Source organism: Cryobacterium sp. PH31-O1 (assembly GCF_030063455.1).
GTDB lineage: Bacteria > Actinomycetota > Actinomycetes > Actinomycetales > Microbacteriaceae > Cryobacterium.
The window spans coordinates 296822-310025 of sequence record NZ_JASITB010000003.1 but is presented as its reverse complement, the minus strand read 5'-3'; the positions used below and the strand labels follow the sequence as shown (position 1 = coordinate 310025).

The window sequence follows — 13204 nt, the reverse complement described above, 5'->3', positions numbered from 1 at the left end:
GATCGGGCCGACGCTCGCTGTCCTTTAACCAAAGACGCATGACCCGATCCTGTTCCTGCTAGTTTCCGAGGTGTCCGACGACGTGCTCGATCGAGGCCACGAGCTTTTTGACGTCTTCGGGGTCGATCGCGGTGAAGGTCGCGACGCGCAGCTGATTGCGGCCGAGCTTGCGATAGGGCTCGGTGTCGACGATGCCGTTGGCGCGCAGGGTCTTGCTGATAGCGGAGGCGTCGATGGCGTCGTCGAAGTCGATCGTCACGACGACCTGCGAGCGGTGCGTGGGGTCGGCCACGAACGGAGTCGCGTAATCCACGCTCTTCGCCCAGTCATACAGAACGGATGATGACGCCTGCGTTCGCGCAGACGCCCACTCCAGTCCGCCGCTCTGGTTGATCCAGTCGATCTGGTTCTCCATCAGCAGCAGCGTGCTGAGGGCCGGCGTGTTCAGCGTCTGATTCAGGCGCGAGTTGTCGACGGCATTCTTGAGGCTGAGAAATTCCGGAATGTACCGGCCGCTCGCCGCGATTCGTTCAACCCGCTCGAGGGCGGCCGGGGAGAACAGTGCGATCCACAGGCCACCGTCGGAGGCGAGGTTTTTCTGCGGGGCGAAGTAGTAAACGTCGGCCTGGCTGGCGTCGAAGTCGATGCCGGCCGCCGCGCTCGTCGCGTCGATAACGGTGAGGGCGCCGGCGTCGCCGGCGACCCGGGTGACCGGAGCCATCACGCCGGTCGAGGTCTCGTTCTGGGGCCAGGCGTAGACGTCGATGCCGCCCGTCACAACGAAATCGCTGCGTGAGCCGGTGTCGGCCTTGATCACGTCGGGGGCTTCGAGCCACGGGGCGGCGGCCGCCTTGGCGAACTTGCCGCCGAACTCGCCGAAGACCAGGTTTTGGGCGCGCTTTTCAATGAGGGAGAACGCTGCGGCGTCCCAAAAGGCGGTCGAGCCGCCGTTGCCGAGCACGACTTCGTAGCCGTCAGGAATTCGGAAAAGTTCGCCCAGGCCGGCGCGTACGCGACCGACCAGGTCTTTCACGGGTGCCTGGCGGTGCGAGGTGCCGAGCACTCCGGTGCCGAATCCGAGCAGGTGATCGAGCTGTTCCCGCCGGATTTTCGATGGGCCGCAGCCGAATCGTCCGTCGAGGGGGAGCAGATCGGTGGGTATCAGTAGGTCGGCCATACGGCGATTCTAGTTGCCCAGCCGGGGGCGGGTAGGCTTGTGACGCTGTGCGGGCCCGGCCGAGGCCGCCACCGGAGCATCGCCTCGTCACTCGACGAACGGTGCACGCACGAGCCGAATGAAGGGCTGCGGATGAGCGATCTGATCGACACCACCGAAATGTATCTCCGCACGATCCTTGATCTGGAGGAAGAACAGATCGTGCCGCTGCGGGCACGGATCTCCGAACGCCTGGGGCACTCCGGCCCGACGGTTTCGCAGACCGTCGCACGCATGGAACGTGACGGCCTCGTCGTCGTCTCCGGTGATCGACACTTGGAACTGACCCCCGCCGGGCGCAGCAAGGCCGTGCACGTCATGCGCAAGCATCGCCTGGCCGAACGACTTCTAAGCGACGTGATCGGCCTCGAGTGGGAGTTCGTGCACGACGAAGCCTGCCGCTGGGAGCACGTGATGAGCGAGCAGGTCGAACGCAAGATTTTGGAGATGCTCGGCCACCCCACGGAATCTCCCTACGGCAACCCGATCCCCGGCCTCGACGAGCTCGGCGATTCGCCGGCGGTCGCATTCATGGCCGGAGTGACCAACGTGCTGTCGGTGGTGGCGAGTTCGACCGTGCCGGTGACCGCGGTCATCCGGCGTCTCGGTGAACCTGTGCAGTTCGACCCCGAGCTGCTGCTGCAGCTCAAGCAGAGTGGGGTCATGCCGGGCGCGAGCGGCGTGTTCTCGGCCGCGGGATCGTACGTTCTGGTACAGGTCGAGGGTTTCGGTGCCGGTCTGGAATTGCCGAACGAGGTTGCGAGCCATATTTTCGTCACCACACCGACCGGCTACATCCCGGTCGCTCACTGACATTGCGTACGGTTGCGCGTTCGATGAATCGTGCCAGTCGTCTCGCCTTTTCGAGCGGCCGTTACCAATCCGTTAGAAAAGTGCCGTTTCAGGGTGACAAATGGGTGGGCTTCTTGTAGCCTCGAGGATGTCCCACAGACCAGAAACGGTCGAAGGACTCTAGTCAAGACGCCTTCTTACCCCGTCTCTTGATTCGGAACACACCCGCGATTAGCGAAGTGGACGGGACAACGACCTAGCGTTGTCGAGGCGCCGGAGGTTAAAACTTTGGCTGCATTAGGACCGAGAAGGCCCAGGCGTGGGCTGAACCGAACAAGTGATTCCCTGGAAAAAGTGGAACCGTCGGTACACGCCCATCGTGCCCTGCCGCGCGCGGCACCGAAGAAGCGCCGTGGCGGAATCGCCAACATCGTTGTCATGACCCTCGCTACGGGACTGGTTGCCACCATGGCCCTCCCCGCCTATGCATTCGCTCCTGGTTCGAAGGAAGCGGCATTCAAAGCCAGCGAGTCCACCGAGATGTCCAAGGCCCAGGCGCAGGCCGTTGAAGTCGATGCGCAGGCAGCAACCGTCAGCGTCGCTCGCGAAGGTTTCACCGCTACCACTCCCGAAGAACTTGCCGCTGCCGCTGCCGCCGCCGCGGCTGAAACCCGCCGCGTCGAGGTTGCCGCGCAGATGACCTCCTATGCCGCGAGCTACTCCGGTCCGAGCGTCTCCGATTATCTGGCCAACCCGGCCTACCCGAATTTTGACCTCGCATCCGTTTTCAATGTGGCCTCGCAGTATCAGGGCGTGCCGTATGTCTATGGCGGTGCCACCCCGGCCGGTTTCGACTGCTCCGGCTTCATCATGTATGTTTACGCGCAGTTCGGCATCAGCCTGCCGCATTCCTCGGTGGGTCAGGGAGCGGCCGGAACCCGCATTTCAATCGAGGACGCCGTACCCGGCGACCTCGTGATCATGGACGGCCACGACGGCTTCTACGCCGGCAACGGAAACATCCTGCACGCGCCGTACACCGGCCAGAATGTGCGCATTCAGCCCATCTGGACCAGCGATTATTACATCGTGCGGATCGGCATCTAAATAACCTCTGCAGTGAACACTAGGTAACAGCTCACTCAAATGGCGCACACAGGTTCACCTGTTGCGCCATTTGTGGGTTAACCTAGTGCCCTGATGTAGTTTGTAGGTCCTGAGGAGAGCCCATGCATGAGCGACGCACTATCCACACCATGGATGTGCGCGGTCGCGAGTGCTTTCGGCATAGTTGTCAGAGTGAGAAGAGCTGCGTGAGCGGCCAGAAGGCGTTGTCATTGTGACGGCGCCTTTTTTTGTACTCTTTTTCGCTTCCGGCCGCTCCTGTTCTGTACGCATCGGATGTAGTTCGAATGGCTGGAAGCCGTCCAGCCTCCTTCGAAAGGGAGCGCATGCGCACATTGGTACTCAACGCGGGCTATGAGCCCCTCGCCGTCGTCTCGTTCAAACGAGCCCTCATTCTGGTGATGAACCAGAAGGCGACGATCGTGCAGTCCGACCAGAAACACCCCGTTTTCGCGGCGTCCGGCTCGTGGGATCGCCCGAGCGTCATCCTGCTCACCCGGTATGTGCGCATCCCCATGTCGCGCCTGGTGCCGGTGAGCCGCCGGGGGGTGCTGCGCCGCGACAACAATCGCTGCTGCTACTGCGGCAAGTCGGCCGCCACGATCGACCACGTGCTGCCCCGTTCGCGCGGTGGTCGCGACACCTGGGACAATCTCGCCGCCTGCTGTCTGCGCTGCAACAATCTAAAAAGCGACCACACACCGGCCGAGATGGGCTGGGAGTTGCGCTTCACCCCACGCATGCCACAGGGCATGACCTGGGTCGTGCGCGGTGTCGAGCGGCCAGAGCAGGAGTGGGACGCCTACCTGGCTCCGGCCGCCTAGTACAGCGGATGCCTGCGGCCGAGCGCATGCTTGACCCTGAGCACAGCGGGCAAACCGGCGCGCAGCCATTGGGGTGTACCCCCTGCAGCAGGGCAGCTAGTGGTGCTCCGCCACACCGTCGGGTAGTTCGATCGAGCGGGTCGGCCGGCGCGACCGGCTAAACTTGCCGGACCAGCCTCTGTAGCTCAGTGGAAGAGCAATTCCGTCCTAAGGAAATGGCCGGGGGTTCGAATCCCTCCAGGGGCACCATAACGCAACCGCACTCGAAGTGCGTGTCGGCTCTCGGCGCTCACTCCCGCTGCATCAGCACGGCGTGACCGCATTTTTCAGCTGGCTCCGCTATTGGCCGCGCAGCGGCCGTGAAGTCGTGGGAATCAGCGGCCCACGATAAGGCTCGCTGATCAGGAATGTGCCGGTGTGCGCGTCGATTCCGGCTGAGACCCCGGTTCGGGGGTTGTCGAGGTGGTGTCGCGAGCAACATGGTGGATTTCATCGTAGAGATCAACGGCTGATTCTCTTTTCAGGCGTTCCCACGTGGGCTTCGATACATACTTCATGCTTTGGCGCTCCATTCGTCCACCGGCGAGGCGACCCGTGAGGGTCCGTGCGTATTATTCTCGACCGCAGTGCTGGACTCCAACACCAAAAAGTCAATCAGCGCGCTGGCAAGACGCCACCCCAAGTCACGATACTGGGTGCGGGGAAGACCGGGTAACAGGGTGCAGACATCCGTTGGGCACGAGAACGACAGCGCTAGCCACATGCGGAGAAATGCCACCGCAAGGATAGTGAAATGAGAAGGAATCAACTAACCTGAAGGCGCCGTCCCGGACCATGACTGCACACGACTCAACTTGGGGGTTCGCGATGCGCGCACGTAGTCAATTAAAACGCCCGGCTCGCTCCCTGGCGGTCGAATTCGGCACCGAATTCGGCGTCGGGGCCAGTGGAGCCGATGCCCGGACAGCCGCCGTGGAAACTCTTCTGCAACGTTCGGCCCGCGGCAATCGAACGGCGTTCGCGCAGCTCTACGACATCATGGCCGTACCCGTCTACGCGATCATCCTGACGCGGACCGCGAATGGCCTGCAGGCCGAACGACTGCTGCTCGAGGTGTTCCTTGGCCTCTGGGAGCGTTGCCCCCTTTATCCGCACCGCAGCCAGAGCGCCGTGCCGTGGATCTTGGCCTACGCCGAGCAGACGGCGGACTACGACGAACTTCTTTCGTAGCAGCATCTGTGACTACTGCTACTTCCAGATGTTCGTGATGGGCCGTGCGGCCACCCCGAGCGCGGGCAGCCCGAACGCGGCCTCGACGGTGTGCAGCACCGAGTAGTGATTCACGTACTGGTCGTAGCGGCCGGCGACAACGTGCTGCCCAGCGAACAGAGTGAGAATCTGATTGCCGGAGGAGCCGTCGTTCTCATCCCAGGTCACAATGAGCAGGGAATTGTGGGTGAGCGCCCACGTCGCATAGGGGCCGATATTGGTCTTCAGCCAGGCGTCCCCGCGGGCGACGCTGCCGTCGTGCATATCGTTCTGCAGATTCGGCACGACCAGGGCAACGCGCGGCAGCCGGGTGAAGTCGCTCGGGAAAGCCGAGAACGGCTGGTTGCGGTTACTGGCGCGGGTGGAGGTAAAATTGGCCAGCGGATTGTGTTTGCGGGCGTAGTCACCCGACCGGCAGCCCCGATATCCGGCATGGGGAAGCGACTCGGAATACCCGACGACGCTGCGCCCCGACTTGAGCAACTGTGACCCGAGCGACTCCGCCGCGAAGGTGTTCGGGCAGGAACTGTCGGTCACGCCGAGCGTCGACCCCGCCCAGAGCGCCAGATAGTTCGGCTGGGACGGATGCGTGACACCGTGCGCATTCGTCATCACCGCCGACTTTGCCCGCAGGCTCGTGAGGTAAGGCTCGTTGGCGACCTGGCTATAGGAATGGTTCTCGAGCACCACGATCACGACGTGTGCTGGCCGCGGCGGCGTTCTGGCGACGGCGGCTTCGGGGTGTGCGGCCAATACGCCGGCGCACAGCAGCACGACCAGGGCAGCGGATGCGAGAACGCGTTTCATGAAGACTCCTCACGTAAATGCTACGCCCGACAGTGGTGTTCACCGGCGCGTTACCCGGGAGTTCTAGACTGGTCCTTTCGCGGCGTGCCAGTCGGCCACGACCTGAACGAGGAGTCGTGTGAGCCTGCACCAGAACAGTCCAGCTGACGATACCGCGCACGCTCAGTCCGTACTGGGCGCGGGCCATCTGGCCAGTCCGGCGCGCACCCTGGCCGACATTCTTGCGGTGACCGCGGCGCAGCATCCGGATGCCCTGGCTTTGGAAGATGCGGCCGGCACGATCAGCTACCGCGGGCTCCTGCGGCGGGTGCAGGCCCAGGCCAACGAGCTGAGCCTGGCTGGAGTGCGCCGCGGCGACACCGTGGGCATTCGCATTGCCTCTGGCACCCGGGATCTGTACGTGTCGATTCTGGCGACCCTATTCGTTGGGGCCGCGTACGTTCCAGTCGACGCCGACGACCCGGAGGAACGCGCCCGGCTGGTCTTCTCCGAGGCACACGTGGTCGGCATCATCGGCGAGAACAGCATTTTCGCACCGCGTGACGGGCTCGACGTGCAGTCGTTGCGCTCGCGCCGCGTCGAACAACACGACGACCCGGCGCTGGTCTTTCCGCACGACACTATTCCCACGCCCGAAGACGACGCCTGGGTCATCTTCACCTCCGGGTCGACCGGCGTGCCCAAGGGGGTCGCCGTCACCCACCGCTCAGCGGCCGCGTTCGTCGACGCCGAGGCCGGCCTGTTTCTGCGCGCCGAACCGATCGGCACCGGCGATCGCGTGCTCGCCGGGCTGTCGGTGGCCTTCGACGCGAGCTGCGAAGAGATGTGGCTGGCCTGGCGCAACGGCGCCTGCCTGGTTCCAGCCCCGCGCTCCCTCGTGCGCAGCGGCGCCGACCTCGGTCCCTGGCTGATCGCCCACGGCATCACCGTGGTCTCCACCGTGCCGACCCTCGCCGCCCTGTGGCCGGAAGAATCGCTCGAGGCCGTGCGCCTGCTCATCTTCGGCGGCGAGGCCTGCCCGCCCGAACTGGTCGCCCGCATCGCGACCCGCGGCCGCGAGGTCTGGAACACCTACGGGCCCACAGAAGCCACCGTGGTGGCGTGCGGCGCCCTGGTTGACGGCGTGGGCGAGATGCGCATCGGCCTGCCGTTGGGCGGCTGGGACCTCGCCGTCGTCGACGCCGCCGGCGAGCGGGTCGCCGAGGGCCAAACCGGCGAGCTCATCATCGGCGGTGTCGGCCTGGCCCGATACCTCGACGCCGCCAAGGACGCCGAGAAATACGCGCCGCATCCGCAGCTCGGCTGGTTGCGCGCCTACCGCAGCGGCGACCTCGTGCGCTTCGACCGGGCCGGTCTGGTCTTCGCCGGCCGCGCCGACGACCAGGTGAAACTCGGCGGCCGACGCATCGAACTCGGTGAAGTGGATGCCGCTCTCAACACTCTTCCCGGGGTTGCCGGCGGTGCCGCCGTGGTGCAGACCACCCCCGCCGGCAACCAGATTCTGGTCGGCTATATCGCCCTCACCACCGCGCCGTTCGACCGGAAGGCCGCGATCGCCAGGCTGCGCGAGGAACTGCCGGCCGCGCTCGTGCCGCTGCTGGCCGTCGTGGACGCCCTACCGACCCGCACCTCTGGCAAGGTCGATCGGGCAGCGCTGCCGTGGCCGCTGCCCGATGCGCCGCCGGGGGAGGGCGCCGAGGCGCTCTCACCGACAGCGGCGTGGCTGGCTGAGGCGTGGACATCCATTTTGGGGGTGCCGGTCACCGGGCCGGACGACGATTTCTTCGCTCAGGGCGGCGGCTCGCTGTCGGCCGCGCAGTTCGTGTCGGCCGTGCGCACCCGCCACCCCGAAACGACCGTCGCCGACCTCTACGATCACCCGCGCATCGGGTCGCTCGCCGAGGAACTCGACGCCCGCAGCCCCGTCACGCCGCCCGTAGTGCGGCAGGTGCTGCCGACCCCGGCTCGCAGCCAGTTCGCTCAGACGGTGCTCGGCATTCCGCTGCACGTGCTGAGCGGCGCCCGCTGGCTGGTCTACCTGGCCATTGCCAATAATCTGCTGAGCCTGGCCGGTGCGAGCTTCGCGCCGACGCTGTCGTGGTGGTGGGTAGCGCTCGGGTTTGTTCTGTTCGTCACCCCGCCAGGCAAGATGTTCATCGCCGTGATCGCTTCAAGGCTGCTGCTGCACGACGTACTGCCGGGCAACTACCCGCGCGGCGGTTCCGTGCACCTGCGGTTGTGGCTGGCCGAGCAGATTGCGCTACTCGTCGACGCCGCTAGCCTCGCCGGAGCGCCCTGGATCAGCTACTACGCCAGGGCCCTCGGCGCGGAGATCGGCCCTGACGTCGACCTGCACTCGCTGCCGCCGGTGACCGGCCTGCTCACCATCGGCGCCCAGGCCTCGATCGAACCGGAGGTCGACCTGGCCGGGCACTGGGTCGACGGTGACCTGCTGCGCATTGGCCACCTGCACGTCGGAGCCGATGCCCGCATCGGCTCCCGCAGCACCCTGCTCGGCGGCGCCCACGTGGGCAACGGCGCCGAGGTTGAACCCGGTGCCGCCGTCTCCTCGCGCATACCGGCGGGGGAGCGCTGGGCCGGTTCCCCGGCACGCCGGGTGGGTTCGGCTCGCCGCCCATGGCCGGCCGAACGACCGCCGCGGGCCAGCCGCTGGCTCGGCGCTTTCGCCGCCGGCTCGGTCGCAATGACCGCCATCCCCACGATCGCCCTGGTGCTCGGCGCGGGGATCGTCGGCGTGGTCGTCGATGACGCCGACAGCCTCGGCGTGGCGGTGCTGCGCGCCGCCCTGATCATGCCGGTCGCCGTGATCGCCGGCGGCCTCGCCTACGCATTGCTCGTGATCGCATTCGTGCGCGCCCTCGGCGTTGGTCTGCGCGAGGGCTTCTATCCCGTGCGCAGCCGCATCGGCTGGCAGGTCTGGATGACCGAGCGCATTCTCGACGGCGCCCGCACGGTGCTGTTCCCGCTGTACGCGAGCCTGCTCACACCCAGCTGGCTGCGTCTGCTCGGCGCGAAGGTCGGCGCCGACGTCGAGGCGTCGACCGTGCTGTTGCTGCCCTCGCTCACGACCATCGCGCCCGCCGCGTTTCTCGCCGACGACACCATGGTCGCCTGCTACGAACTCGGCGGCGGCTGGATGCACATCGGCCCGGCCAAGGTGGGCCGCCGGGCTTTTCTCGGCAACAGCGGCATGGCCGGCCCCGGTCGTACGGTTCCCCGCAACGGACTCGTCGCGGTGCTCTCGTCGACGCCGCGCAAAGCGAAGCGTGGGTCGAGCTGGCTCGGCAACCCGCCGGCGCGACTGCGCCGCAAACAAACGGATGCCGACGACTCCCGCACCTTCCACCCTCCCGTGCATCTGAAAATAGCGCGCTCACTGTGGGAGCTGCTGCGCATCGTGGCTGGCTTCACCACCGCCTGGATCGCGCTGCTCGTGCTCGCGGTGCTCGACCTGCTCTGGCTGCAGCTCGGCCTCGGCGCGGCGATCGCGCTGTCGGGTGTGGTCATGCTCGCGGCCGGCGCGGTCGCCGCCGGGGTCACGACGGTGGTCAAGTGGACGCTGGTTGGGCGCATCGACGCGTCGGAACATCCGCTCTGGTCGTCGTTCATCTGGCGCAACGAGGTTTCGGATAGTTTCGTCGAGATGGTCGCCCGCCCCTGGTTCGCCGAGAAAGCGTCGGGCACGCCGGCGCTCGCCGTCTGGCTGCGCACCCTGGGCGCGTCGGTAGGAAAGGGCGTCTGGTGCGAATCGTATTGGCTGCCCGAGGCTGACCTGGTGCGGCTCGGCGCCGGCAGCACGGTGAACCGCGGCTGTGTCGTGCAGACACACCTGTTCCACGATCGCATCATGCAGCTCGACGCGGTCGTGCTCTCCGAGGGAGCAACCCTCGGGCCGAACGGTGTCATCCTGCCGGCGGCATCGATCGATGCGGGCGCCACCGTGGGCCCCGGCTCGCTCGTGATGCGAGGCGAACGGGTGCCGACCGGTTCGCTCTGGTCTGGCAACCCGATCGCGCCGTGGCACCAGCCGCCGTGGACCCGTTAAGCGTGTAATAGTAAGGCAATGGCTCAGACTGTGCAGACAACCTTCGGTTCGGCCAGCGCCGGCGACCCGTATGTTCCCACCGGCGGCAACGGTGGCTACCTCGCCGAGCACTACGACCTAAATTTGGACTATCGGGTGGCCACCAACCGCTTGAACGCGACCGCGACCATCACCGCTCGGGCCCTGATGCGCCTCGACCGGTTCAGCCTCGATTTCGCCGGCCTGAGCATGGAGAAGGTCACGGTGAACGGGGCTCGCCCCAGCAAAGTCACGCACAGCGCCCGCAAACTGGTCATCACCCTGGCCACGAGCATTGAGGCCGGGGCGCAATTCGAGGTAGTGGTGCGCTATCGCGGGGCGCCGCATCCGGTGCGCAGTGCCTGGGGCGATGTCGGCTGGGAAGAACTCGACGACGGCGTGCTCGTCTCTGGACAGCCGTGCGGGGCACCGTCGTGGTTTCCGTGCAATGACCATCCGAGCAACAAGGCCAGATATCGCATCCAGGTCGCCTGCGAATCGGGCTACACGGTGGTGTCGAACGGGGTGTTGTCGAACCAGTCGAGCCGGTCGGGCCGCACCAGCTGGACCTTCGACGTGCGCGAGCCGATGGCGACCTACCTCGCCACGGTGCTGATCGGCCGTTACCGCCGCCGCGATCTGGCCGCCGCTCCGGTCGCCCACAGCCTGTACTTTCCGGCCAGGCTGGCGACCCGGATCGGCACCGACTTCGCCCGCCTGACCGAGATGATCGCGTTCTTCGCCGACCGGTTCGGGCCGTATCCGTTCCCGTCGTATTCGGTTGTGGTGACCGACGACGAGCTGGAAATCCCGCTCGAGGCGCACGGCCTGGCCGTGTTCGGCAGCAACCATGTGGACGGCAACCACGGCAGCGACCGGCTGATCGCCCACGAACTGGCACATCAGTGGTACGGCAACAGCCTCACCGTGGCCCGGTGGCAGGATATCTGGCTGCAGGAGGGCTTCGCCTGCTACGCCGAATGGCTGTGGGAGGAGCAGCGCGGCGGGCGCACGGTCGACCAGCTCGCCGCCCTGCACCGGGGCAAGATCCAGGCGCTGCCGCGCGACATCGTGGTCGGCGACCCCGGACCGCACGACATGTTCGACGACCGGGTGTACAAGCGCGGCGCCCTCGCCCTGCACGCCATCCGCAAATCACTCGGCGACGAGGCCTTCTTTCCGGCGCTGCGTTCCTACACCGCGTCCCGGCGGCACGGGCACGTGTCGACCGACGACTTCGTGGAGTTCTTCGCCGAACACACCGGCAGTCGGGCAATCGGCGGTTTCGTCGCCCGGTGGGTGCAGCAGAGAGCGCTGCCCAGCCTGTAGGAGTATGCGCCGCTGCAGCTACGGTTGTGGGCGCAGCACGATGCGGGGCCCTTGGGCGCCGAGTACGGCCAGCATTCCGACCAGGCCGGGGCCGGCGTCGAAGCCGGCGAGATGCACCCGGTCCACATCGAGGGCGGCGCCCGGCCAGCTCAGCCGGGTGGATGCCCCCTCCTGCGCCAACGCAACGGTCAGCTCCCGCGGGTCAACGGCCAGGCCCTCGCCCGAGAGCTTCAGCGCCGCTTCCTTGGAAGTCCACAGGAAAGCGCGCGCCCGGTCGCGGTCGCGCCCCGGCAGCGCCTGCAACGCCGAGCGCTCGAGCTCATTGAAGGCGACGTCGTCGAACCCAGCTCTGTGCACCGCGCTGACGCTTTCAATGTCGACACCGATCGGCCCGATGAGCGACACAGCGACGGCAACGGTCTGATCGGCGCGGCTCAGGCTCACGAAAACGCCCGGCGGGCGCAATACCCGTGGCCGTCCGTGGGCACCGCCGCAGCGCTCGCAGCGCTGCTCGATGATGACCGGCCCCGACTCAGGGCAGACCCGTGCCACGGCCGCTGCGAGCTCGGCCCGGTCGGTCTGGGGGAGGGGGGCGCGCGGAGCCAGAAAGAGGTAAACATCGGCTGAGGGCACGCTTAAACGTTACTCCGCCCCGAAACGCCGCTGGGCGGTGCTGGCGGGTGGCACACTGGAGGTCGAGCAAGGAGAGCCCATGACGCTGGTGGACAATGCGGTCTACGTGGACGGGCACCGGGTGGCGACGCCCCCGAGCCTCGACGAGACCTTCGAAGTGATGAAGCAGCAGAAGGGGTTTGGCTGGATCGGCCTGTATCGACCGAGCGAGGACGAAGTGCGGGCCGTCGCCACCGAATTCGGCCTGCACCACCTCGCCGTCGACGATGCACTGGCCGGCCACCAACGGTCGAAGCTGGAACGGTACGCCGACACCCTGTTCATCGTGCTGCGGCCCGCGCGCTACATGGACGACGATGAACGTGTCGAATTCGGCGAGCTGCACGTGTTCGTCGGCCCCGATTTCGTGGTGACCATCCGCCACGCCGAGTCGCCGAACCTCGCCCGAGTGCGCGAGCGGATGGAACAGACGCCGCACCTGCTCGCCCTCGGCCCGGAAGCCGTGCTCTACGCGATACTCGACCAGGTCGTCGACGAGTACGGACCGGTCGTCGCTGGCCTTGAGAACGACATCGACGAGATCGAAGATCAGCTGTTCGACGGCGATCCGGAGGTCAGCCGGCGCATCTACGCCCTGTCGCGCGAAGTGATTGAGTTTCAACGGGCCACGCAGCCGCTCGTGAATATGTTTGAGGCCATGCAGCGTGGCTTCGACAAATACAACGTCGATCTGGAACTCCATCGGCACCTGCGCGACGTGCTCGACCACACCCTGCGGGTCGTTGAGCGCGGAGACGCGTTTCGGCAGCTGCTGCAGAACGCCCTCACCGTGCACAGCACCCTGGTGGGACAGGCCCAGAACGACGAAATGCGGCACCTGTCGGAGACGAGCCTGGCTCAGAGCGAAGAAGTGAAGAAGATCTCCAGCTGGGCCGCTATTCTGTTCGCACCGACGCTGGTCGGCACCATCTACGGCATGAACTTCGACCACATGCCCGAGCTGCACTGGGTCCTCGGGTATCCCTTCGCACTCGCGCTCATGCTCGGCATGGGGTTCACGCTGTACGCCGTGTTCAAACGACGGGACTGGCTGTGAACCCTCAGATTGGGCCACAAACGCGCGAA

Annotated in this window: 10 protein-coding genes and 1 tRNA gene; 8 read left to right on the top strand and 3 right to left on the bottom strand. The window is 66.2% G+C overall.

What is annotated here, in order from left to right; all coding sequences use genetic code 11:
* Positions 1 to 58: 58 nt before the first annotated feature.
* A complete protein-coding gene (gene serC, locus QMK31_RS08695) occupies positions 59 to 1177 on the bottom strand; it encodes a phosphoserine transaminase (protein WP_283500550.1) in 1119 nt (372 codons plus the stop codon).
* 132 nt (positions 1178 to 1309) lie between these two features.
* Between serC and QMK31_RS08690 the strand changes: the two genes are divergently transcribed.
* From QMK31_RS08690 to QMK31_RS08670, 5 genes are all read left to right on the top strand, one after another.
* Positions 1310 to 2029 carry an iron-dependent transcriptional repressor DtxR gene (locus QMK31_RS08690; protein WP_283500549.1) on the top strand — a complete coding sequence of 240 codons (720 nt, stop codon included), beginning with the start codon at positions 1310 to 1312 and terminating at the stop codon, positions 2027 to 2029.
* A gap of 333 nt (positions 2030 to 2362) precedes the next feature.
* Complete coding sequence (locus QMK31_RS08685) at positions 2363 to 3115, top strand: C40 family peptidase (RefSeq protein WP_283500548.1); 753 nt, start codon at positions 2363 to 2365, stop codon at positions 3113 to 3115.
* Between the two features lie 344 nt (positions 3116 to 3459).
* Positions 3460 to 3957 carry an HNH endonuclease gene (locus QMK31_RS08680; protein WP_283500547.1) on the top strand — a complete coding sequence of 166 codons (498 nt, stop codon included), beginning with the start codon at positions 3460 to 3462 and terminating at the stop codon, positions 3955 to 3957.
* Between the two features lie 174 nt (positions 3958 to 4131).
* A tRNA-Arg gene (locus QMK31_RS08675) sits at positions 4132 to 4206 on the top strand.
* Between the two features lie 585 nt (positions 4207 to 4791).
* A complete protein-coding gene (locus QMK31_RS08670; protein ID WP_283500546.1) occupies positions 4792 to 5187 on the top strand; it encodes a sigma-70 family RNA polymerase sigma factor in 396 nt (131 codons plus the stop codon).
* A gap of 18 nt (positions 5188 to 5205) precedes the next feature.
* Here the strand turns inward: QMK31_RS08670 and QMK31_RS08665 are convergent, their stop codons facing one another.
* On the bottom strand, positions 5206 to 6033 hold the full coding sequence (locus QMK31_RS08665; RefSeq protein ID WP_283500545.1) for an alkaline phosphatase family protein: 828 nt from the start codon (positions 6031 to 6033) through the stop codon (positions 5206 to 5208).
* Positions 6034 to 6151: 118 nt separating this feature from the next.
* Between QMK31_RS08665 and QMK31_RS08660 the strand changes: the two genes are divergently transcribed.
* Entirely contained in the window at positions 6152 to 10099 is a 3948-nt protein-coding gene (locus QMK31_RS08660; protein ID WP_502852793.1) for a Pls/PosA family non-ribosomal peptide synthetase, read from the top strand.
* Between the two features lie 18 nt (positions 10100 to 10117).
* Entirely contained in the window at positions 10118 to 11446 is a 1329-nt protein-coding gene (locus QMK31_RS08655; protein WP_283500544.1) for a M1 family metallopeptidase, read from the top strand.
* Positions 11447 to 11464: 18 nt separating this feature from the next.
* On the opposite strand, the gene QMK31_RS08650 is transcribed toward QMK31_RS08655, so the two are convergent.
* Positions 11465 to 12079: a 4'-phosphopantetheinyl transferase family protein gene (locus tag QMK31_RS08650; protein ID WP_283500543.1), complete on the bottom strand. Its 615-nt coding sequence runs from the start codon at positions 12077 to 12079 to the stop codon at positions 11465 to 11467.
* A gap of 79 nt (positions 12080 to 12158) precedes the next feature.
* Here QMK31_RS08650 and QMK31_RS08645 point away from each other — a divergent pair, with 79 nt between their 5' ends.
* On the top strand, positions 12159 to 13175 hold the full coding sequence (locus tag QMK31_RS08645; RefSeq protein WP_283500542.1) for a magnesium and cobalt transport protein CorA: 1017 nt from the start codon (positions 12159 to 12161) through the stop codon (positions 13173 to 13175).
* The last annotated feature ends 29 nt before the right edge of the window (positions 13176 to 13204 follow it).